A 19,409-nucleotide genomic window follows, 5' to 3' on the forward strand; every position below is an offset into this window, starting at 1 on the left:
GGGCGCCGGGCACGCCCGGCGCCCGCTCAGCGGAACGCGCGCGGGTAGGCCTTCCAGAGGCCGGCGGCGAGGAGCGCGGTCACGACGACCTTCACGAGGTCGCCGGGGACGAAGGCCGGGAGCATGGCGAACGCCGCGGCCGGCTCGGTGCCGGCGATGAGGATGAAGCCCAGCGCGCCGCAGGCGTAGAGCACCCCCATGGTGCCGATGAGGCTGGCGACGAACGCCGCGACACCCACGCGGCCGGTGCCGATGCCGCGGCGGGCGCGGCCGGTCATGGCCCAGAAGATCAGGCCGACGACGAACGCCGCGGGGATCCAGCCCCAGATGAATCCGGCCGTCGGGCCGACCATGACGCCGAGGCCGCCGCGGCCACCCGAGAGCAGGGGCAGGCCGAGCGCCACGAGCGCGTTGAAGAGGATCATGGCTGCCGCGCCGCGCCACGGGCCGAGGATCACGCCGGCCAGCATGACGGCGATGTTCTGGGCGATGATCGGCGCCGGGATGCCGGCCACCGGGATCGGCGGGACCATGCCGAGGACCGCCATGAGCGCGGCCAGCACGGCGATGCGGGCGAGGCCGCCGCCGGAGGAGCCGCGGGTGGGGCGGGCGACGGCGGGGCTGGTGCCCCGGGCGGTGTGCGCCGTGGACGAGACAGGGGTGGCCATGGGGCGGCTCCTCCAGGGTGGTGCGGGTGACGGGGGGCCGTGGGGCGCGTGAGACGCGTCCTGAACGGTGTTCAAGAGTGTAGCGGGCCGGGCCGGATCCTTGAGCTGCAGGCCAAGAGGTTGTCGAGATGCAGCGAAGATTTCACAAACGCGCAAGTATGTTTCATATCGGATTGAGTTGAGTCCCGCTGTCGAGATGCAGCGAAGATTTCACAAACGCGCAAATATGTTTCATACGACCACGAGCCACTTAGGTATTGACAGTTGAACCCTGTCCGGGTGCAGCTCGTGGTTCTCCAGTCAGCCCGTGTGCGACGCTGACGCCATGAACCAGCCCTCCATGGCCACCCTGTCTTCGGGAAAAATCACCCTGCGTGACGCCCGTCGCGGGACCACACGGGATGTGGAACTGGAGCCCTTCGAGATGGCCGTGCACCCCCTCCGTGACCGGAGCACCGGACGCCCGCTCACGCCTCTGACATGGTTCGAGACCATCAACCTCTGCAACGAGCTATCCAATGCTGAAGAGCTGCAGCCGGCCTACACGCATGCTGGGGACGGACGCTCCGTCACCTGGAACACGAGCGCTGACGGGTACCGATTGCCCACCGAGGCCGAGTGGGAGTACGCCTGCCGCGCCGGAACGACCTCGCCCACCTACGGGCCGCTTGAAGACATCGCCTGGACCAGCCTCGACCACCTTGAGGGCCCCCAGCCCGTCGGCATGAAGAAAGCCAACCCGCACGGTCTGCACGACATGCTCGGCAACATCTGGGAATGGTGCTGGGACTACGCCGATCCCGCCCGCTACGGCGACTACCGCAGTCTGCGCGGGGGTGGCTGGGCGGATGAACCCTGGAGCGTGCGCGCCTCAGTGCGCCGGGGCAGCGCCCCGGACGCCGTCCTGGAGGACGTGGGACTCCGCCTGGCCCGGGGTCTGGTCGGCAGCCCGGGACAAGCTCAGGGCTGGTCCCATGAGGCAGACAGGCAACGAGCCGCCATCTGCGGGCCGCTTCCCGTGGGGTGGACACCCTTGCGGGAGATCTTCGCCTGAGAAGGGAACCGCCCAGCCTCATTCGGCGGAACGGAGCCGATCCGTCGGCAACGACAACATCACCGTCGCGGTGAGATCCGGCGCCTTGGCCACCGCCCTGTCATCGAGCCGCGGCGCCACTGTGACGGCCTCTCGTGAGAACTCCTGGATGCCCACGGGCACCCATGCGTCACCCTCGGTGCGAAGCAGCCACTGTTCGCCCAACGCCTGCAAACCGACGGTGTCAAGCAGTTCTTCGGCCTCGGTCGACTCCATGGGTTCACCGCATCGCCGACGCAGGAGGTCGTAGGGGATGAAGAGGCCTTCGTCGGTCATCTCGATGTACCCGACGTGCTCGCGGTCATCAGCGCGGAGGTGATCTAAAACAGTGGTCACGGTGACAGCCTAGAGTTGTCGACTCGATACCCCAGCCTGCTCCCCGCCCCAGCACGGCAGGGGCGTCCGGCCAGGCTCCCTCACACACCGGATCCCGCCCCCTCTCCGAACGGTTCACGGCGAGTCGCGTGCAGTCTTTGCTGCATCTCGACAACCCCGAGGGTGACGACGTCCTCCACGGGATCGGCCCGGCCACTGACTGTCCCCGTGCTGCTGCGCCCGCGCGCCTTCACCAGGGTCACCGTCAGAGACCCCTGCCTGGGGTCTCCGGCACCGCGCTTCCCGAGCGTTGACCCCACTCACTGACGGGTCTGGGCGCGAGTCGGTTTCGTACCAGTCTTCGCTGCCTTCGTCGATGCGGCAAGGCAGTCCACGGTTCTGATGAGCCGAGGGGTCACTACTCTCCGACGCGCAGCGCCAGAACCCAGCGGATCGCCCCGCAGCATCGGTGCACCACAAGGCACACCTCGGACGCTCCAACCATTGTTTGCAGCACTTGCGCAATGCAGCTCACACGATCGCCTCCCTCCTTGCGGAATACCTGACATGGGTATACGTTTGACTAGTACACGTACCCGGTAGGGGTACTCCCGACGTACAACCCGACATACAAGGAGGACACCTGATGGCTTCGAACGATTACCAGGTGACGGGCATGACCTGCGGCCACTGCGAGATGTCGATCCGCGAGGAGGTCAGCGAGATCCCCGGCGTCCAGGACATCCAAGTCAGCGCGCAGACCGGCAAGCTCAACGTCACCGCCGAGGGCGAGATCGACGACGCCAAGGTCCTCGCGGCGGTCGAGGAGGCCGGCTACTCGGCGGTGCGCGTCTGATGAAGGCCGGAGGACGGCTCGCGCTCTACGGGGCCGGGTTGGTGGTGGCGTTCGGCGGGGCCTTCGGCCTCGCCGGCGCCGTCATTCCCGATAGCTTCGCAGCAGCATGGGCAGAAGGAAGCGGCGTGAACGCACACGGTGAAGGGCACGGCGACGCTGCGCAGGAAACCGCGGAGCCCGCTCTGAACGGGGTCTCCGCAAGCGCGGACGGCTTCGTGCTCTCTCCGGTCCAGGCCCCCACGGCCGCAGGCGAGGATGGAGACCTGAGCTTCCAGATCCTCGACGAGTCCGGCGAACCGGTGACCGAATACACCACCGCGCACGAGAAGGACCTGCACCTGATCGCCGTGCGCACCGACGGCGCCGGCTTCCAGCACGTGCACCCCGAACTCGACACGAGCACAGGCACCTGGTCGGTGCCGTGGACCTGGGACGAGGCGGGCACCTACCGCGTGTACGCCGACTTCACACCCGCGGGCGAGGAAGCCGAAGGCATCACTCTCACCCGCGCAATCGAGGTCGCGGGCGACTTCACCCCTGTCGAGACCGAGGCGCAGCCCACCGACGAGGTCGACGGATACACCGTCTCCCTCAACGGCGACCTCACTGCGGGCACCTCAAGCGAGCTCACCATCTCGGTCGAGCGTGACGGTCAGCCGGTGACCACGCTGGAGCCTTACCTGGGCGCGTTCGGCCACTTAGTGGCGCTGCGCGAGGGTGACCTCGCCTACCTGCACGTCCACGCCGAGGGCGACCAGCCCCAGGCCGGGGACACGGCCGGACCCGACATCGGATTCGCAGCGGAGGCCCCGACCGCCGACCGTTACCTGCTCTACCTGGACTTCCAGGTCGACGGGCAGGTGCACACCGCCGAGTTCGTGATCGACGCTGAGCATGGTGACGGCACGAAGACAGACGATTCGCATTCCGACGGCCACTGACCCGCAGGGCCCGGCGTCGCACGAGAGCTGAGAAAGAAGGAAGAGGATGAGCACATCAGCGCCCCCAACGGGTGGGCCGGACATCGAGTTGGAGATCGGCGGGATGACCTGCGCCTCCTGCGCGAACCGGATCGAGAAGAAGCTGAACAAGCTCGATGGCGTCGCGGCCACCGTCAACTACGCCACTGAGAAGGCTAAGGTCACCGTGCCTGCCGGCTACGATCCGTCACTGCTGGTCGCCGAGGTCGAGAAGACCGGGTACACGGCCGCACTGCCCAAGCCCAAGGACACTACGGCGAACACGTCGGAGACCGAGGCCGGGGAGGAGGAAGACAGTGAGCTCACCTCGCTGCGGCATCGGCTGATCGGCGCGATCGTGCTCACTGTTCCCGTAATCGCGATGGCGATGATCCCCGCGCTGCAGTTCACGTATTGGCAGTGGGCCTCACTCGCCCTGGCCGCACCGGTGATCATCTGGGGAGCTTGGCCGTTCCACAAGGCGGCGTGGACAAACCTCAAGCACGGTGCGGCGACGATGGACACGCTCATCTCGATGGGCACCTCCGTCGCACTGCTCTGGTCGCTCTACGCGCTCTTCCTCGGCACTGCCGGCACTCCCGGCATGACGCACCCCTTCGAGTTCACGATCGCTCCGTCGGATGGCGCGGCGAACATCTACCTCGAAGTCGGCGCGGGCGTGACGATGTTCATCCTCGCCGGCCGCTACTTCGAGAAGCGATCCAAGCGCCAGGCCGGGGCCGCGCTGCGCGCCCTCCTGGAGCTGGGCGCGAAGGAAGTCGCCGTACTCCGCGACGGCGTAGAGGTGAAGATCCCCACCTCTGAGCTGGCGGTCGGCGACGAGTTCATCGTCCGTCCAGGCGAGAAGATCGCCACCGACGGTCTCGTGACCTCCGGCTCCTCCGCGGTGGACGCCTCGATGCTCACCGGCGAGTCCGTGCCGGTCGAGGTCCGCGAGGGCGACTCGGTCACCGGTGCCACCGTCAACGCCGGCGGCCGCCTGGTCGTGCGGGCGACTCGTGTGGGTTCGGACACACAGCTCGCACAGATGGCGAAGCTCGTCGAGGACGCGCAGACCGGCAAGGCCGAGGTGCAGCGTCTGGCCGATCGCATCTCCGGCATCTTCGTGCCGATCGTCATCGTCGTCGCGTTCATCACCCTCGGCGCCTGGCTGGGAGGCGGGTTCCCCGTCGCCGCCGCGTTCACCGCAGCGGTCGCCGTGCTCGTCATCGCCTGCCCCTGCGCGCTGGGTCTGGCAACCCCGACCGCGCTGCTCGTCGGCACCGGGCGCGGTGCGCAGATGGGCGTCCTCATCAAGGGCCCGGAGGTGCTGGAGTCCACTCGCAAGGTCGACACCGTCGTGCTCGATAAGACCGGCACCGTCACCAGCGGCAAGATGACTCTGACCGACGTGATCACTGAGCCCGGTGTGGATCGTGCGGAGCTGCTGCGTTTCGCCGGTGCACTGGAAGACTCTTCCGAGCATCCGATTGCGCAGGCGATCGCCAAGGGCGCGACCCAGGAAGTCGGCCAGCTGCCTACTCCAGAGGACTTCGCCAATGTCGAGGGCAAGGGCGTGCAGGGCATCGTCGAGGGGACCCCGGTCGTCGTCGGCCGCGAGTCTCTGCTGGCGGACTGGTCGCAGAAGCTCTCTCCGGAGGTCGCACAGGCGAAGGCCCAGGCCGAGGGCGAGGGCAAGACGGTCGTCGCGATCGGCTGGGACGGTGCTGCGCGCGGCATCCTCGTCGTCGCCGACACCGTCAAGCCCACGAGCGCCGAGGCGATCCGCGGGCTCAAGGAGATCGGCCTGACCCCGGTGCTGCTCACCGGTGACAACGAGGCCGTGGCCCGCCAGATCGCGTCCGAGGTCGGCATCGACGAGGTCATCGCCGAAGTGCTACCCAAGGACAAGGTCGACGTCGTCACCCGCCTCCAGGAAGAGGGCAAGATCGTCGCGATGGTCGGCGACGGCGTCAACGACGCCCCCGCGCTCGCGCAGGCCGACCTGGGCCTCGCGATGGGCACCGGCACGGACGTCGCGATCGAGGCCTCCGACATCACGCTCGTGCGCGGTGACCTGCGGGCCGCCGTCGACGCGATCCGCCTGTCCAGGAAGACCCTGTCGACGATCAAGACCAACCTGTTCTGGGCATTCGCTTACAACACCGCCGCGATCCCGGTCGCTGCGCTCGGCATGCTCAACCCCATGCTCGCAGGTGCGGCGATGGCGTTCTCCAGCGTCTTCGTCGTCGGCAACAGCCTCCGCCTGCGCGGGTTCACGAGCGTCGCCTCGAAGTGACGTACGAGAACCCACCCATCCACACGAATCCAATAACGAAGGAACACCAGAGAATGAGCAGCTGCTGCAGCACGAACGAGACCAACCCGGCCGTGGAGAACGGTGGACGCGAGAACCTTCTTGGCGGGGGCGCCGATGACATGACTACCTGCCCGGTCATGGTCGGCACCCCGGTCAGCAAGAAGACCGCCGAGGCCGCCGGCCTCTACCGCGACTTCGAGGATGAGCGCTACTACTTCTGCTGCGCTGGCTGTGGGCCCGCGTTCGATTCGGACCCAGCCAAGTACGCCGCCAACATGGCGTAATCCACCAGCGTGCGGGGTGCCGCGGCACCGCTGCGGCACCCCGCCACCTGATCGGAGCGAGCCGACATGACCACTACGACTCCCACCACCGAAACCCATCTCGACACCTGCCCCGCAGGAGGCGACGGCGACGCGTCCGTCCACGGATACATCAGCGATAAGACGAAGTACCGCAATCGCCTGCGCCGCCTGGAAGGCCAAATCCGCGGCATCGATCGGATGGTCGACGAGGACCGCTACTGCATCGACATCCTCACCCAGATCTCCGCAGTCACCAGGGCACTCGAAAACGTCGCCCTCGGCCTGCTCGACGATCACCTCAAGCATTGCGTCCTCGACGCCGCACTCGCCGGCGGACCAGTCAGCGAGCAGAGGCTCGGCGAGGCGTCCGAGGCCATCGCCCGCCTCGTGCGCTCCTGACGCCGGCGCATCAGTTCGATCACGACCAGCATCCAGGAGTTCTTCTATGACCCCACAGCACGTCCTCATCCTCGGATCGGGAGCAGCCGGGGCCGCAGCCGCCCGCACTCTCGCCTCACGCGACGATGTCCGGGTGACGCTGGTGACCCGCACCGGGGAGACGCCCTATACGCGGATGCTCATCAAGGGAATCGCGTTCGGTCAGACACCGCCGGAGATGATCAAGCTCCCGCTGCCTCAGATCGAGGTCATCGCCGACACCGTGCTCAAAGTCGATACCTCGGCGAAGCAGGCCCAGCTGACCTCCGGCGCACAAGTCTCCTACGACGCGCTCATCGTCGCGACCGGGAGCATGCCCCGCTCCCTACCCGCTGACGTGTTCGGCGGCGACGACGCCGGACAAGGGCGGGTCACCGCTCTTCACTCCGTGGGGGATGCCCTGGGCATCCGAAAGCTGCTGACCGGACTGGGGCGACCCGCGCGGGTAGCGATCTACGGCGGTGGAATCATCGCAGCCGAGACGGCCTCGTCTCTGCAAGCCGACGGACACATGGTCACGCTGGTCTCCCGCAGTTCAGTTCCCGGCGTCGGAGCGTTTGGGGCGCCCGTGGCTGAGCGCCTCGCCGCCGACCATGCCGCCAAGGTGCAGGCCCGATTCGGTCGCACTCTCCAGCATGTCGACGAAACAGAATCCGGTGTCACCATCACCCTCAACGACGGAAATCCCGTCGTGGCTGACTTCCTTCTCCTCGCGCTCGGCACGACGCCCGCAGCCCCGTCACCGTGGACGAACGGTATCGACGTCGACGATCACCTCCGCGCCGCGGCAGACCACGTCTACGCAGCCGGAGGCGTGGCCACGCACCACGACGAAGCACTGGACGCCTGGCGCATCGACCATTGGGAAGACGCCGCCGCACAGGGTGCGCATGCCGCGCAGGCCGCATTGCACGACCTCGGCATTAGCGACGATCCGGGCGCCTACCTGCCACGCAGCCCTTACATGGCAATGGTCTACGGTCAGATGATCTCCGGAGTCGGGTACACAGCCGGCGCAGACGCCCACCTGGAAGCCGGTGAGGAGTTCATCGTCCGCCACGAGATCGACGGCATCGTCGTCGGCGTCACTGGCATCGACGCAGTCGGCACCGTCTACCAGTGGGGGCAGCAGCTCCACGGCGTGCGGGCATAGGCAATGGCGGGAGACTGTATTAGGCAGATCCCACGGTGGGGCTTCGTGCTCTCGCTGGCAGCGACCATTCTCATGATGGCCGCTGCCAGCGCGCCGTCCTTGTTCTACCCCCAGATCGCCGAACGGCTCGGACTCATCCCCGTCGCCACCACACTCGTGTTCGCGGTCTACACCTTCACCCTCCTGGCCGCGCTGCTCTACCTCGGACCACTCTCCGACCACGTCGGCCGACGTCCGGTCGTGGCCGCCGGTTCTTTGGCGCTGGCGCTGAGCGTGGCCATGTTCTGGTTCGCCGGTAGCCTCGCGGCGCTCCTGGTCGCCCGAGCCTTGCAAGGGCTCGCAGCGGGTCTGCTGATCCCGGCGCTGTCGGCGATGATGATCGACTTCGAGTCCCCGTCACATCGGAACATCGCAGCCCTGTGGAACACGATCGGCCCAATGATTGGCCTTGGGGCCGGGGCTCTCGGTGCTGCACTTCTCCTCGATCTCACCTCCGAACCGACAACTGCCGTCTTCGGGTCGCTCGTGCTTGCCTTCCTCATCGTGGCAACGGTCGTGTGGAGCACACCGGAACTGGCCCCGAAGACCCAGATACGACGTGGCGACCTCCGTCCGCGGTTCACCGTGCCACCGCACCTACGCCGCATGTTCACCGCCGGAGTGCCCGTGATCATCGCCGGGTGGGCGACCAACGGACTCTTCCTTGCTCTCGGAGCCGACCTCGTCGGCAGTGAGCTTGGGGGCTCCACGCACACCCAAGCTGGGATCGTCCTCTTCGCACTGGCGATCTCCGGAGTCACCGCCTCCTCCGTCCTACAGCGGCGTTCCGCCCGCACCATCAGCCTGTATGCGACCAGTGCCCTGGCGTTCGGCACCGCAGTGAGCATCGGCGCCCTCGCACTCGGTTCCTACCCAGCCTATGTCGCCTCGGTCGCGATCGTCGGTTCCGGGTTCGGCACAGCGTTCCTCGGGGTACTGCGCACACTCATGCCCCACACGGCATCGTCGGAACGCGCCGCCGTGATGGCTGTGATCTACACAGTTGCCTACCTGGCATTCGGCGTGCCCACCATCGTCGCCGGATTGCTCGTGCCGGTGCTCACCCTGTCGGGGACGATGACGATCCTCGGTGCGATCATCATCGCCCTCAGCCTCGTCGCCACCGTCCTGCGCCTGCGCATCCCGCACCCGGCCGCAGGCCCGGCAGAGACTGACGACTTCCCCGAGCCTCCCACCGGCTCTCACCGCCGATCCGCACCCGACCGAGAGGAGCAGCCATGACCTACGTGATCGCGCTTCCCTGCGTGGACGTCAAGGACCGCGCCTGCATCGACGAATGTCCTGTCGACTGCATCTACGAGGGCGAACGCTCGCTCTACATCCACCCCGACGAATGCGTCGACTGCGGAGCCTGCGAACCGGTCTGCCCCGTCGAGGCCATCTACTACGAAGACGACCTGCCCGACGAATGGTCTGACTACTCCAAGGCCAACGTCGAGTTCTTCGACGAGTTGGGTTCTCCCGGAGGAGCCGCGAAGACCGGACCGACGGGCTTCGACCATCCCCTCATCGCCGCATTGCCCATCCAACACGAGCAGACCCTCTGAGAAGGGGCTTCCGATTGATCCATACCGACACAACACACAATCCTTGACTAGTACCCCCTAGGGGTATATGGTAGGCATATTGATGAAAGGAAATGACATGCAGAGGAGACTGCGAACAGGACTGGCAGCGGGAGCGCTCGGAGTGGCGCTCGTGCTCGCCGGTTGCGCCAGCGGAGCAGACGACGACCAGCAGACCGACCCTTCGGCTACTGAGGAGCATCAGGGCCACGGCGGCAACAACGCAGAAAGCGGTGATGAGGAGATGGAGCACCCGATGGACGGCGGACCGGCACCCGAGGGTATCGCCGAAGCCAGTGAGCCCACCTACCCTGTCGGTACCGAGGTGCAGCTCACGGCCGACCACATGGAAGGCATGGAAGGGGCTACAGCAACGATTTCCGGCGCATTCGACACGTACACGTACTCCGTGAACTACACGCCCGCAGGTGGCGGCGACCCCGTCACTGATCACAAGTGGGTCGTGCAGGAAGAAATTGAGGATGCCGGCGACGAGCGTCTGGCCGACGGCACAGAGGTGACTCTGCTCGCCGAGCACATGGAAGGCATGGAAGGCGTAAAGGCCACCATCGCTTCGTCCACCGATGAGACGGTCTACATGGTCGACTACGAGACGGACGGCATGAAGATGACGAACCACAAGTGGGTCGTCGAGAGCGAGATCCAACCAGCGTCCTGAGCCGACGTTCGCTTGCCCGGCCACCGGGTGAGCGGCAATCGGCCTGGCTCGATGACGGAGGAGAGGAATCATGACGGACCCGAACTCACACCAGCACCACGGTCACGAAACCGATACACCCGCCCACGGCGAGCATCACCACGGGTCTGTGTCCGCGCACGCCTCGGCGGATGCGCACGGCACGCGCGAGGGTCAGCACACCGGGCATCAGGGCCACGCCATGGACCACGGGCAGCACTCAGGCCACACGGGCCTCGACGAGCACGGCGGCCACGATGAGCATGCCCAGCACGGTGGGCACGGAGATCACAGCGGCCATGGCGGGCACGGGGACCACGTTGGCCAGTTCCGCCGACTGTTTTGGATCAACCTCGTCATCGCCATCCCCGCGGTCGCCCTCTCACCGATGTTCGCCATGCTGCTGGGCTACGAGGTCCCCGGCTGGGCGGGCTGGGTCGCCGCGGCACTGGGCACCGTCATGTACGTCTGGGGCGGCAGGCCCTTCCTCACCGGTGCCGTCAGCGAGTTGAAGTCCCGCAAGCCCGGGATGATGCTACTCATCGCTCTGGCGATCACGGTGGCCTTCTTCGCCTCCTGGGCCGCCACGCTCGGGCTCGTCCATCACGAGCTCGAATTCTGGTGGGAACTGGCGCTGCTGATCGTCATCATGCTGCTGGGCCATTGGATCGAGATGCGCTCCCTGGCCCAGACCACCTCGGCGCTCGACTCGTTGGCGGCACTGCTGCCAGACGAGGCCGAGCGCGTCGAGGGCGAGAACGTCGTCAAGGTGGCCCCAGCCGACCTCGACGTGGGCGACGTGGTCATCGTGCGCCCCGGCGGCAGCGTCCCGGCCGACGGAACCATCGTCGACGGCCGCGCCGAGATGGACGAGTCCATGATCACCGGCGAGTCCCGCCCGGTCTCTCGCGGCGAGGGCCAGACCGTCACCGCCGGCACCGTCGCCACCGACTCCGGCCTGCGGGTGGAGATCACCGCCACCGGTGACGACACCGCCCTGGCCGGCATCAACCGGCTCGTCGCCGAGGCGCAGAACTCATCCTCCCGCGCCCAGCGGATCGCCGACAAGGCCGCGGCCTGGCTGTTCTGGTTCGCTCTTGGCGCGGCGCTGGTCACTGCGGTCGTCTGGACGCTCATCGGCATGCCCGACGAGGCCGTCGTGCGCACCATCACCGTGCTCGTCATCGCCTGCCCCCACGCCCTCGGCCTGGCGATCCCGCTGGTCGTCTCCATCGCCACCGAGCGAGCCGCCCGCGGAGGCGTCCTAGTGAAGGACCGCCTGGCGCTGGAGTCCATGCGGCAGGTCGACGCGGTCCTGTTCGACAAGACCGGCACGCTGACCAAGGGCGAGCCCACCGTCACCGGCGTCGAGCCGACCGGCGAACTCGACGCCGACCAGGTCCTCGCCCTCGCTGCCTCGGCCGAGGCCGACAGCGAGCACCCGCTCGCCAAGGCCATCGTCACCGCCGCCAAGGACAAGGGCCTTGCCCTCCAGCAGGCCAGCGGCTTCTCATCCTCGCCCGCCGTCGGCGTCACCGCGACCGTCTCCGGCCAGGAGGTCCGCGTCGGCGGGCCCCGGCTGCTCGAGGAGACCGGTCAGCACGAGGTCGGCACGGCCGAGGCATGGCGCTCCGAGGGCGCGATCATTCTGCACGTTCTCCGCGGCGGCCAGGTGGTCGGCGGGCTGAGGCTCGCCGACGAGGTCCGGCCAGAATCCCGCGACGCCGTCGACGCCCTCCACGCCCTCGGCGTCGAGGTCGTCATGATCACCGGCGATGCCGAGGCGGTCGCGAACGAGGTCGGCAAGGAGCTCGGCATCGACCGCGTCTTCGCCGGCGTGCGCCCGGAGGACAAGTCCGCGAAGGTCTCCCAGCTGCAGGAAGAGGGCAAGAGGGTCGCGATGGTCGGCGACGGCGTCAACGACGCCCCGGCTCTGGCGCAGGCCGATGTCGGCATCGCGATCGGCGCGGGCACCGATGTCGCCATCGCCTCGGCCGGGGTGATCCTGGCCAGTTCCGACCCACGCAGCGTGCTCTCGATCATCCAGCTGTCGCGACGCGCATACGGCAAGATGAAGCAGAACCTGTGGTGGGCCGCCGGCTACAACCTTCTTTCGGTGCCGTTGGCGGCCGGTATCCTCGCACCGGTGGGATTCGTCCTGCCAATGTCGATCGGCGCGATCCTGATGTCAGCCTCCACCGTGGTTGTCGCGCTCAACGCCCAGCTGCTGCGGCGCATCGACCTCACACCCGAAGCCAGCACGCGTTCCGTCCTGGAGCGCCAGAAGTAAGGACATGCCCATGTCTGTCGATACCGATTCCCACCAGCACGGCTACATCAGCGACAAGGAGCGCTATCTCGGCCGCATGAAGCGCATCGAAGGACAGGCGCGTGGGATCGCGAAGATGATCGATGAGGAGAAGTACTGCATCGACATCCTCACCCAGGTCTCCGCTCTGACCCGTGCCCTCCAGGGGGTTGCGACTGGTCTGCTCGACGACCATCTCAAGCACTGCGTGCTTGATGCCGCCAAGCTCAGCGACGAGGCGGCCGTCGAGAAGATCCAGGAAGCCACCGACGCCATCAACCGGCTCGTTCGCTCCTGAACCCGGACCCCGATCACCGCGTTCCAGGACACGGCGGGCACAAACCCTCAGGATGCCAGCGCGCTTGCTCCTTGCCGACGCGCCGTCCGCCCGCGACGCGCTCACCTTCGCTCAGCGGGCCGCGCAGGCCGGTGCCCATGGCGTGCGCTTGCAGGCCGCGGCCGGGCTGCTGCGCATGAGCGCAGCCGCGCTAACGCCCCGTGGTCCGCTCGACCGCACTCCTACGATCCTCGTCCTTCGCACGCTCCGCTCCGACCCCGAGCTGCAGTGCGACGTCACCGTCGACACCCTGACCGCGACCGCCGACCCCCTGACCCTGGCGTTGCCGGAAACCGCGCTGGCACCCGCCTGGACCAGCGTCGAACCCCCGCAACACGGGTGGAGACTTATTGCCGATGTGTCCAGCCTGACGCTGATGCGCAGCGCCCGTGCCGGCATCGAGGCCGTCGCCCAAGCACTTCCCGACAAACCCGGCGACGATGTCGTCCGCAAGATCCGGGGCACGGTCTGGGGCACCCCGGACACGGCACTCGCATCGCTGCCACAAGGCGTTGCGTTCGCCGCCTACGTCTTCGGGTTCCTCAGCCGAGGAAACGGGGCCACGATCTCAACCGCCGGCCGTTGGACGCGGTTGACCCTCCCGACTGGACACGTGCTCCTGCGCGGACCCGTCGCCTCTGGCCTCACCCCGATCCGCCGCACCCGGCCACGCGTCTCCAAGTCCGTCACATCGATTGAATAACCCTTGATACCCTATAGGGGTATGGGGTAGTATTGATGACTATGAAGAAGGTTGAGCACGTGCACGCCACGTATGACACACCGCATCTGAATGCGGCGGTCGGAGTCTTCGCGTTGCTGGCGAATCCGGTGAGTGTGAAGATGATCCTCGCCATTCGCGACATCGAGGTCTCTGCCAATCATCTGGCGGACATCGTCGACCTTCCCGTCGACCAGACCTCCCACGAGCTTCACCGCCTGGAGTCGGCCGGGATCGTGAGTCGGCAGCGACGCGAGTCCCGCGACTTCTACCTATTGAACGGTGTGCATGCCGGGGCGCTGGCTGAGGCTGCGATCTTCCATGCCGAACATCAGCAGCAGGAACGCACTCGTGCGGGTTCTCCCACCTCGAACTCGCGACCGAACTGACAGAGGAGGCATCATGCCCCGTTTTTCCCGATTGACCCCTGAGACCGCAGTGGGGGCCTCACGAGACTTGCTCGGCGATCTCGTCGAGCGGCACGGCCAGGTCGGAGACATGGTCTCGACGATGGCGCACTCCCCGGCGGTGCTCGGCGGCTATCTGCAGCTGAGCAAAGCCATGCGTCGCGCCAAGCTCGACCGTAAAGTCAGCGAGCTCGTTTCGATCGCCGTGCAGTCGAAGCAGGGATGCGGAATGTGCCTGGCCTCGCACATCAGCGCGGCACGATCGCTCGGGGTCAGCGATGACGAGATCGCACTCGCCCAGCAGGGTACGGCGATGACCAGCCCGGTCGCGGCGATGATCGCGCTCGGCCTCCAGATCTACCGTGAGCCTACGTCGATCACCGACGAGCAGATTGACGAGCTTCGGGGATACGGGTACAGCGACCGTGAGATCTCTGATGTCGTCGGGGTCGTGTCGCTGAACATTCTCACCGGCGCCTTCAACCTGGTTGCTGGCCTCACGCCGGGCGACTGACTTCGCCGGCGACTTGGTGCCTTGGCCGAGAGGATAGGCAGCGGCCTGCAAAACCGTTTACACGGGTTCGAATCCCGTAGGCACCTCCACTTCCCGCTGAGCCCAATAGGACACACGTCGTTGGAGGCGAGTGATGGAGAGCCAGCACATCTTCAACGGTGACATGACACGCGCCGCGCGCATCCTCGTGAAGGTGAGCGCCCAATATATCGCCCGTGAAGCCAACGTGACCAAGGAAGAGTTGCGCGACTTCGAGAAGGGGCGACACGACTTGTCGTAGAAGAAGCAGGAGCGTGTGCGGGCCGCCCTCGAAGAATTGGGGGCAGAGTTTCTGCCTGACGGACCCAACGGCGGCTACGGCATCCGTCTGAAGTTCGGCCGTTCCAGGATCTACTCACTTGAACGTTGCGAGGGCGAGGGCGGGCCGCGGCTCACAACAGAGTCTGATCGTCGGACCCAGGCCCATGTGCCCTTCTCGGAACCGGATTCAAACCTACCTTTTCACCTGGAAGATCGCACCACGGCCTCACTGCGCATCCTGGTGCCGTTGCGCCTGGGCCGGCTTTGGCCGTCACACCTTGCCTCTGTTCCAGGAATGGAAGCGTGGGCACGCTGAGCTCATCGAATACAGTCGCCCGACGGACCCGATCTGGGCCCTGCGCGACGGGGGCGATCGATGCCGCACTCATCCGCTCTTCTTCACCCAAACGTGCCATTGGTCCGGGTTTGGAGCGGTTACCGCTGTTCACCGAACGCCTGGTTGCATCGGTGACGAGTACCGACTCGCGTGCCCGGCAGGAGTCGGTGACCCTAGCCGATCTCGCTGACGGGCCGGTGGCGGTCTGGGCGACCGCTCCGACGGCCACCGGGGAGCTGTGGAGTACGACTGCTCGCATGCCGCGCACGATCTCGGTGGCGAACACGGACGAGTGGTTAACCCGCATCGCTGTCGGCGACGCCATCGGCATCACTGCAGAGGCGACAACGCACAATCACCGCGCGCCGGAGGTGGTCTATCTGCCCATCGAGGATGCCCCACGGGTGACCGTGGCGCTGACCTGGCCAGGGCAGAGGAGGAGCCACCCGCAGGTAGGGGTCTTCGCCACCTGCGCACAGGACTACTTCACCCGACTCATCGACATCGGCTCCCCACCCCGCCTGCTCTCCACCGGGGCCGATGGTCAGCTGACGTAGCTCCCCACTGCAGCTATGCGACCGACCATCCCCCAGGTAGCCCATCCTCGGGTGCGACGGGACCCCTGAGCTTCATTCCGTGTCGGAGCAACAGATCACACTCGACAATATCGCTCTAGCGCGATATGATCGGCTTATGGCGATGATTCAAGAGAAGGGGGCAACCCTCGACGAAGTGGCGACAGTAGCGTACGCCCACCTGTTCCAGGCATTTGCGGAGCCGACGAGGTTAGCGATCGTGCAGCACCTCGCCTCCGGGGAGCACCGGGTCCGGGACCTGGTCGAGCACATGGGCCTGGCCCAGTCCACGGTGAGCAAGCATGTCGGCTTCCTCGTCGAGTGCGGCCTGGCGACGATGCGCCCGGAAGGGCGCTCCACCTGGTACTCGCTGGCACAGTCCGAGCTCCTGCGTACCCTCATCGCCGCTGCCGAACGCCTCCTCGATGCCACCGGCACGCAGACCCTGCTCTGCACGCACCTGCGACTCCCACATACCCACCACGCGACAGATACGGACAAGAAGTAGTCATGGGCGCAGGACACAATCACGGCCCCGCCGCCAGCGAGACCGGTCACCCCGGAGATTTCCGCAAGAAACTCTGGATCGCATTCTCGATCACCGCGACGATCGTCGTTGCCCAGGCCATCGGCTCGATCATCACCGGCAGCCTCGCACTGCTGACCGACACCGCCCATGCCATTACCGATGCCTCCGGGCTGCTGGTCGCACTGATCGCCGCGACGCTGATGCTCAAGCCCGCCAACTCCAAGCGCACCTGGGGGTTCCGGCGTATTGAAGTGATCGCAGCCCTCGGACAGTCGGCACTGCTGCTGGCGGTGGGCACCTACGCCGCCATCGAAGGCATCCGGCGACTGTTCGAGCCGCCGGAGGTGCCCGCAAGCGAACTGCTGATATTCGGCATCATCGGCCTGGTCGCGAACATCATCGCCATCACCATCCTCGCCTCCAGCCGCGGTTCGAACTTCAACATGCGTGCCGCGTTCCTCGAAGTTCTCAATGATGCCCTCGGGTCGCTCGGAGTGATCATCGCGGCGATCGTCATCGCCACGACCGGGTTCATGCAGGCCGATGCCATCGCCGGACTGCTTATCGCCACATTGATCGTGCCTCGCGCGTTCAAGCTCATGCGCGAGACCACTGGCGTCCTTATGGAGTTCACTCCCAAGGGCCTCGACCTCGACAAGGTGCGTTCGCACATCCTCGAACTTGACCATGTCAAAGATGTCCATGACCTGCACGCCTCCACTGTGGCGACCGGCCTGCCGATCCTGACCGCCCACGTCGTCGTCGAGGACGAGTGTTTCACCGACGGTCGTGCCGCGCAGACGCTCCACGAGATCAAAGATTGCGTCGCAGGACACTTCGAGGTCTCCATCCATCACTCGACCTTCCAGATCGAGACCGAGCACATTGCCGAACATGAACCGGAAATCAGCAAGCACGACTGAACGCAGTGCCCCTCCCGGGCTCGTTCCGGGCGGGGGCGCTTCCGCGTCACGCAGGTAGGCACTACCCCTATGGGGTAGTAAGGCCAATTGGCACCACGGGCAGACACGGGAAGGAATCCCATGAAAAACTTCAGGCCATTCCCGAAGTACGGCGGAACGAAAACCGCTGCAATCACCGTCGTGGTCGGTGCTTTCCTGCTCACCGGATGCACGGCCGCCAACGACTCATCCTCAGCCTCCCGGCACTAACGATCAGCTGTCACCAGTTCCTGCTTCACGCCCGCCAGCTGTTTCTCAACTGCTGACCTTTGCCTCGCAGCACGCTTCAGCACAGATTCGCAAGGCTGCACGCGAGAGCATCCCCGACTGATAGCCCGCCGTCGACCACGAGAGGTGACTCCTCTGCACCCGGTGCCTGAGGCGGAAGTCGAGCGGCAGGTGGCACGGCCTCAGAATCGCCTTCCCGGCATGAGCGCACTGTCAGGCGCGCGCCTGGGACATGTCCGCGACGCAGCGGTCAGGGTGGTCGGCTAGATGTACTGACCCTGGGCGTTGATGACTCTCTCGGCGGCCGAGGGGTACATTTCACAGACCCCGCTGAAGGTTTTGCTCCGAGAAGGGTTCACCGCGTGTCGTGTGAAATCTTCGCTGCATCTCTACACCGGTACCAGCAGCACCCCCTGTCGAGATGCAGCGAATGTCGAGATGCAACGAAGATTTCAGAAACGCGCCAATTTGATTCATACGCCGATCAGGTTCTGAAGGGTTGACACCGACTCCTCCTGCCCCTCGCTTGACCGGCGCGCGGGACCACGGTCGCTACGCTCGATCCATGCCCGTCCGTCTGCGCCCTGCCGTCCTCGACGACGCCGAGGCCCTCGCCGCCCTGGCACGGAGCCAACGCGCGCACCTGGCCCCGTGGGAGCCGAAGCGCCCCGCCCACTGGTTCACGGAGGCCGGGCAGCGCGAGGCCCTTGAACAGGCAGACCGTGACCGGGCCGCCGACCGCTCCTACGCCTTCGTCATCACCGACGACGCCGGGCACCTGCTCGGCCGTCTCACCCTGGCCAGCGTGGTCCGCGGGGCCGGCCAGTTCTGCTCGATCGGCTACTGGGTCGCCCGCGAGGCGACGGGCCGCGGCGTGGCGACCGCCGCGGTCGGGCAGGCCCTGCAGATCGCCTTCGGCGAGCTCGGCCTGCACCGCGTGCAGGCCGAGATCCTCCCCCACAACCACGCCTCCCGCCGCGTGCTGGAACACCACGGGTTCCAGCGGTACGGCCTGGCTCCGCAGTACCTGCGGATCGCCGGCCGCTGGCAGGACCACGAGCTCTGGCAACTCCTCGCGCCATCGGAGGGGCAGCGGTGACCCCTGACGACGCCGCCCGGGAAGGACTTTCCACCAGCCGAGCCGCCTATGGCGCCCGCGCGGCCGAGTACACCCAGCAGCTCGGCACCATGACCGCCGTGGCCGAGGACGACAGGCTGCTGGTCGAAGCCTGGGCCGACCGGGTGGATGGGGTTCTGGCCGACGTCGGCTGCGGGCCGGCCCACTGGACCGCACACCTGGCCTCGCTGGGCCATGAGGTGATGGGCATCGAGCCGGTCGAAGAGTTCGTGACCCATGCGCGCCGAACCCACCCGGAGGTACGCGTGGAGCCGGGTTCGTTTCAGACCCTGCCCGTAGCCGCCGTCAACGGGATCCTGGGCTGGTACTCGATCATCCACACGCCGCCGGTGGAGATGCCTCTCCTCCTGGAGCGCGCGCACCAGGCGCTGCGCCCTGGCGGGTCACTGCTGCTGGGTTTCTTCGCGTCAGACCAGGTGGAGGCCTTCGATCACGCCGTCACCACGGCGTGGTACTGGCCGGTCGATGAGCTCTCCCGCCTGTTGATCGCGGCGGGATTCACCGTGCTCGACTGTGGCATACGGCAGGACGCCGGCGTACGCCGCCACGGATGGATCGAGGCCAACCGTGACCGATGAGTCCGTCGCCACTCGGTGGCTCGCCGCGTCTTCCCCTGAACGGCCC

The 19,409-nt window shown here is 66.6% G+C and carries 24 protein-coding genes and 1 tRNA gene; 22 read left to right on the plus strand and 3 right to left on the minus strand.

What is annotated here, in order from left to right; translation table 11 throughout:
- Positions 1-26 precede the first annotated feature (26 nt).
- Entirely contained in the window at positions 27-668 is a 642-nt protein-coding gene (locus AAG742_RS10475) for a biotin transporter BioY (RefSeq protein WP_298712130.1), read from the minus strand.
- A gap of 325 nt (positions 669-993) precedes the next feature.
- On the opposite strand from AAG742_RS10475, the gene AAG742_RS10480 reads away from it, so the two are divergent.
- Positions 994-1,722, plus strand: coding sequence for an SUMF1/EgtB/PvdO family nonheme iron enzyme (locus AAG742_RS10480; RefSeq protein ID WP_223246359.1), 729 nt, complete (start codon positions 994-996; stop codon positions 1,720-1,722).
- An 18-nt stretch (positions 1,723-1,740) separates the two neighbouring features.
- On the opposite strand, the gene AAG742_RS10485 is transcribed toward AAG742_RS10480, so the two are convergent.
- Entirely contained in the window at positions 1,741-2,097 is a 357-nt protein-coding gene (locus tag AAG742_RS10485) for a hypothetical protein (protein WP_061873204.1), read from the minus strand.
- A 625-nt stretch (positions 2,098-2,722) separates the two neighbouring features.
- On the opposite strand from AAG742_RS10485, the gene AAG742_RS10490 reads away from it, so the two are divergent.
- The 9 genes from AAG742_RS10490 to AAG742_RS10530 all read left to right on the plus strand — a co-directional run bounded on the left by AAG742_RS10490 (position 2,723) and on the right by AAG742_RS10530 (position 10,411).
- Positions 2,723-2,932 (plus strand): heavy metal-associated domain-containing protein, encoded by a 210-nt coding sequence (locus AAG742_RS10490; RefSeq protein WP_006213359.1) that lies wholly within the window; start codon positions 2,723-2,725, stop codon positions 2,930-2,932.
- 41 nt (positions 2,933-2,973) lie between these two features.
- On the plus strand, positions 2,974-3,873 hold the full coding sequence (locus AAG742_RS10495) for a hypothetical protein (protein ID WP_343282137.1): 900 nt from the start codon (positions 2,974-2,976) through the stop codon (positions 3,871-3,873).
- Positions 3,874-3,919: 46 nt separating this feature from the next.
- Positions 3,920-6,190: a heavy metal translocating P-type ATPase gene (locus tag AAG742_RS10500; protein WP_061873202.1), complete on the plus strand. Its 2,271-nt coding sequence runs from the start codon at positions 3,920-3,922 to the stop codon at positions 6,188-6,190.
- Positions 6,191-6,243: 53 nt separating this feature from the next.
- Complete coding sequence (locus AAG742_RS10505) at positions 6,244-6,495, plus strand: YHS domain-containing protein (protein WP_006213356.1); 252 nt, start codon at positions 6,244-6,246, stop codon at positions 6,493-6,495.
- A gap of 66 nt (positions 6,496-6,561) precedes the next feature.
- A complete protein-coding gene (locus AAG742_RS10510; RefSeq protein ID WP_006214162.1) occupies positions 6,562-6,915 on the plus strand; it encodes a metal-sensitive transcriptional regulator in 354 nt (117 codons plus the stop codon).
- A 46-nt stretch (positions 6,916-6,961) separates the two neighbouring features.
- Positions 6,962-8,107 carry an FAD-dependent oxidoreductase gene (locus AAG742_RS10515; protein WP_343282138.1) on the plus strand — a complete coding sequence of 382 codons (1,146 nt, stop codon included), beginning with the start codon at positions 6,962-6,964 and terminating at the stop codon, positions 8,105-8,107.
- A 45-nt stretch (positions 8,108-8,152) separates the two neighbouring features.
- A complete protein-coding gene (locus tag AAG742_RS10520; protein ID WP_101966206.1) occupies positions 8,153-9,388 on the plus strand; it encodes an MFS transporter in 1,236 nt (411 codons plus the stop codon).
- The gene (fdxA, locus tag AAG742_RS10525; protein ID WP_088477532.1) at positions 9,385-9,714 is read left to right on the plus strand and encodes a ferredoxin; all 330 of its coding nucleotides are present in this window, start codon (positions 9,385-9,387) and stop codon (positions 9,712-9,714) included. The genes AAG742_RS10520 and fdxA overlap by 4 nt, the downstream gene beginning before the upstream one ends.
- Before the next feature lie 97 nt (positions 9,715-9,811).
- Positions 9,812-10,411, plus strand: coding sequence for a YdhK family protein (locus AAG742_RS10530; protein ID WP_158493366.1), 600 nt, complete (start codon positions 9,812-9,814; stop codon positions 10,409-10,411).
- Positions 10,412-10,496: 85 nt separating this feature from the next.
- Here AAG742_RS10530 and AAG742_RS10535 read toward each other — a convergent pair whose 3' ends face one another.
- Positions 10,497-10,619: a hypothetical protein gene (locus tag AAG742_RS10535; RefSeq protein WP_255355161.1), complete on the minus strand. Its 123-nt coding sequence runs from the start codon at positions 10,617-10,619 to the stop codon at positions 10,497-10,499.
- A 198-nt stretch (positions 10,620-10,817) separates the two neighbouring features.
- Here AAG742_RS10535 and AAG742_RS10540 point away from each other — a divergent pair, with 198 nt between their 5' ends.
- From AAG742_RS10540 to AAG742_RS10595, 12 genes are all read left to right on the plus strand, one after another.
- Complete coding sequence (locus AAG742_RS10540; RefSeq protein ID WP_343282139.1) at positions 10,818-12,719, plus strand: heavy metal translocating P-type ATPase; 1,902 nt, start codon at positions 10,818-10,820, stop codon at positions 12,717-12,719.
- A gap of 10 nt (positions 12,720-12,729) precedes the next feature.
- Entirely contained in the window at positions 12,730-13,035 is a 306-nt protein-coding gene (locus AAG742_RS10545) for a metal-sensitive transcriptional regulator (protein ID WP_006214168.1), read from the plus strand.
- Positions 13,036-13,099: 64 nt separating this feature from the next.
- Positions 13,100-13,777 (plus strand): hypothetical protein, encoded by a 678-nt coding sequence (locus AAG742_RS10550; RefSeq protein ID WP_343282140.1) that lies wholly within the window; start codon positions 13,100-13,102, stop codon positions 13,775-13,777.
- A gap of 41 nt (positions 13,778-13,818) precedes the next feature.
- Positions 13,819-14,184 (plus strand): helix-turn-helix domain-containing protein, encoded by a 366-nt coding sequence (locus AAG742_RS10555; protein ID WP_277246488.1) that lies wholly within the window; start codon positions 13,819-13,821, stop codon positions 14,182-14,184.
- 13 nt (positions 14,185-14,197) lie between these two features.
- On the plus strand, positions 14,198-14,716 hold the full coding sequence (locus AAG742_RS10560; protein WP_343282141.1) for a carboxymuconolactone decarboxylase family protein: 519 nt from the start codon (positions 14,198-14,200) through the stop codon (positions 14,714-14,716).
- Positions 14,717-14,731: 15 nt separating this feature from the next.
- Positions 14,732-14,805: transfer RNA gene (locus AAG742_RS10565), tRNA-Cys, on the plus strand.
- A 44-nt stretch (positions 14,806-14,849) separates the two neighbouring features.
- Positions 14,850-14,996 carry a hypothetical protein gene (locus AAG742_RS10570; protein WP_156491183.1) on the plus strand — a complete coding sequence of 49 codons (147 nt, stop codon included), beginning with the start codon at positions 14,850-14,852 and terminating at the stop codon, positions 14,994-14,996.
- 323 nt (positions 14,997-15,319) lie between these two features.
- Complete coding sequence (locus AAG742_RS10575; protein ID WP_197459321.1) at positions 15,320-15,910, plus strand: LysR substrate-binding domain-containing protein; 591 nt, start codon at positions 15,320-15,322, stop codon at positions 15,908-15,910.
- A 175-nt stretch (positions 15,911-16,085) separates the two neighbouring features.
- Positions 16,086-16,436 carry a metalloregulator ArsR/SmtB family transcription factor gene (locus AAG742_RS10580; RefSeq protein WP_225348724.1) on the plus strand — a complete coding sequence of 117 codons (351 nt, stop codon included), beginning with the start codon at positions 16,086-16,088 and terminating at the stop codon, positions 16,434-16,436.
- Positions 16,437-16,438: 2 nt separating this feature from the next.
- Positions 16,439-17,380, plus strand: coding sequence for a cation diffusion facilitator family transporter (locus tag AAG742_RS10585; protein ID WP_061873195.1), 942 nt, complete (start codon positions 16,439-16,441; stop codon positions 17,378-17,380).
- Between the two features lie 832 nt (positions 17,381-18,212).
- Entirely contained in the window at positions 18,213-18,746 is a 534-nt protein-coding gene (locus tag AAG742_RS10590) for a GNAT family protein (protein WP_182488796.1), read from the plus strand.
- Entirely contained in the window at positions 18,743-19,363 is a 621-nt protein-coding gene (locus AAG742_RS10595) for a class I SAM-dependent methyltransferase (protein WP_237069497.1), read from the plus strand. The genes AAG742_RS10590 and AAG742_RS10595 overlap by 4 nt, the downstream gene beginning before the upstream one ends.
- The last annotated feature ends 46 nt before the right edge of the window (positions 19,364-19,409 follow it).

It is taken from the genome of Micrococcus sp. 2A, from assembly GCF_039519235.1.
Taxonomy (GTDB): Bacteria; Actinomycetota; Actinomycetes; order Actinomycetales; family Micrococcaceae; genus Micrococcus.

What these genes read in the sequence shown, in the direction of transcription:
- AAG742_RS10475 (WP_298712130.1), bottom strand. Translation starts at nt 668, where the DNA reads ATGGCCACCCCTGTCTCGTCCACGGCGCACACCGCCCGGGGCACCAGC.
- AAG742_RS10480 (WP_223246359.1), top strand. Translation starts at nt 994, where the DNA reads ATGAACCAGCCCTCCATGGCCACCCTGTCTTCGGGAAAAATCACCCTG.
- AAG742_RS10490 (WP_006213359.1), top strand. Translation starts at nt 2,723, where the DNA reads ATGGCTTCGAACGATTACCAGGTGACGGGCATGACCTGCGGCCACTGC.
- AAG742_RS10500 (WP_061873202.1), top strand. Translation starts at nt 3,920, where the DNA reads ATGAGCACATCAGCGCCCCCAACGGGTGGGCCGGACATCGAGTTGGAG.
- AAG742_RS10505 (WP_006213356.1), top strand. Translation starts at nt 6,244, where the DNA reads ATGAGCAGCTGCTGCAGCACGAACGAGACCAACCCGGCCGTGGAGAAC.
- AAG742_RS10510 (WP_006214162.1), top strand. Translation starts at nt 6,562, where the DNA reads ATGACCACTACGACTCCCACCACCGAAACCCATCTCGACACCTGCCCC.
- AAG742_RS10515 (WP_343282138.1), top strand. Translation starts at nt 6,962, where the DNA reads ATGACCCCACAGCACGTCCTCATCCTCGGATCGGGAGCAGCCGGGGCC.
- fdxA (WP_088477532.1), top strand. Translation starts at nt 9,385, where the DNA reads ATGACCTACGTGATCGCGCTTCCCTGCGTGGACGTCAAGGACCGCGCC.
- AAG742_RS10530 (WP_158493366.1), top strand. Translation starts at nt 9,812, where the DNA reads ATGCAGAGGAGACTGCGAACAGGACTGGCAGCGGGAGCGCTCGGAGTG.
- AAG742_RS10535 (WP_255355161.1), bottom strand. Translation starts at nt 10,619, where the DNA reads ATGCCCGGTGTGCTGACCCTCGCGCGTGCCGTGCGCATCCGCCGAGGC.
- AAG742_RS10540 (WP_343282139.1), top strand. Translation starts at nt 10,818, where the DNA reads ATGTTCGCCATGCTGCTGGGCTACGAGGTCCCCGGCTGGGCGGGCTGG.
- AAG742_RS10545 (WP_006214168.1), top strand. Translation starts at nt 12,730, where the DNA reads ATGTCTGTCGATACCGATTCCCACCAGCACGGCTACATCAGCGACAAG.
- AAG742_RS10555 (WP_277246488.1), top strand. Translation starts at nt 13,819, where the DNA reads ATGAAGAAGGTTGAGCACGTGCACGCCACGTATGACACACCGCATCTG.
- AAG742_RS10560 (WP_343282141.1), top strand. Translation starts at nt 14,198, where the DNA reads ATGCCCCGTTTTTCCCGATTGACCCCTGAGACCGCAGTGGGGGCCTCA.
- AAG742_RS10570 (WP_156491183.1), top strand. Translation starts at nt 14,850, where the DNA reads ATGGAGAGCCAGCACATCTTCAACGGTGACATGACACGCGCCGCGCGC.
- AAG742_RS10585 (WP_061873195.1), top strand. Translation starts at nt 16,439, where the DNA reads ATGGGCGCAGGACACAATCACGGCCCCGCCGCCAGCGAGACCGGTCAC.
- AAG742_RS10590 (WP_182488796.1), top strand. Translation starts at nt 18,213, where the DNA reads ATGCCCGTCCGTCTGCGCCCTGCCGTCCTCGACGACGCCGAGGCCCTC.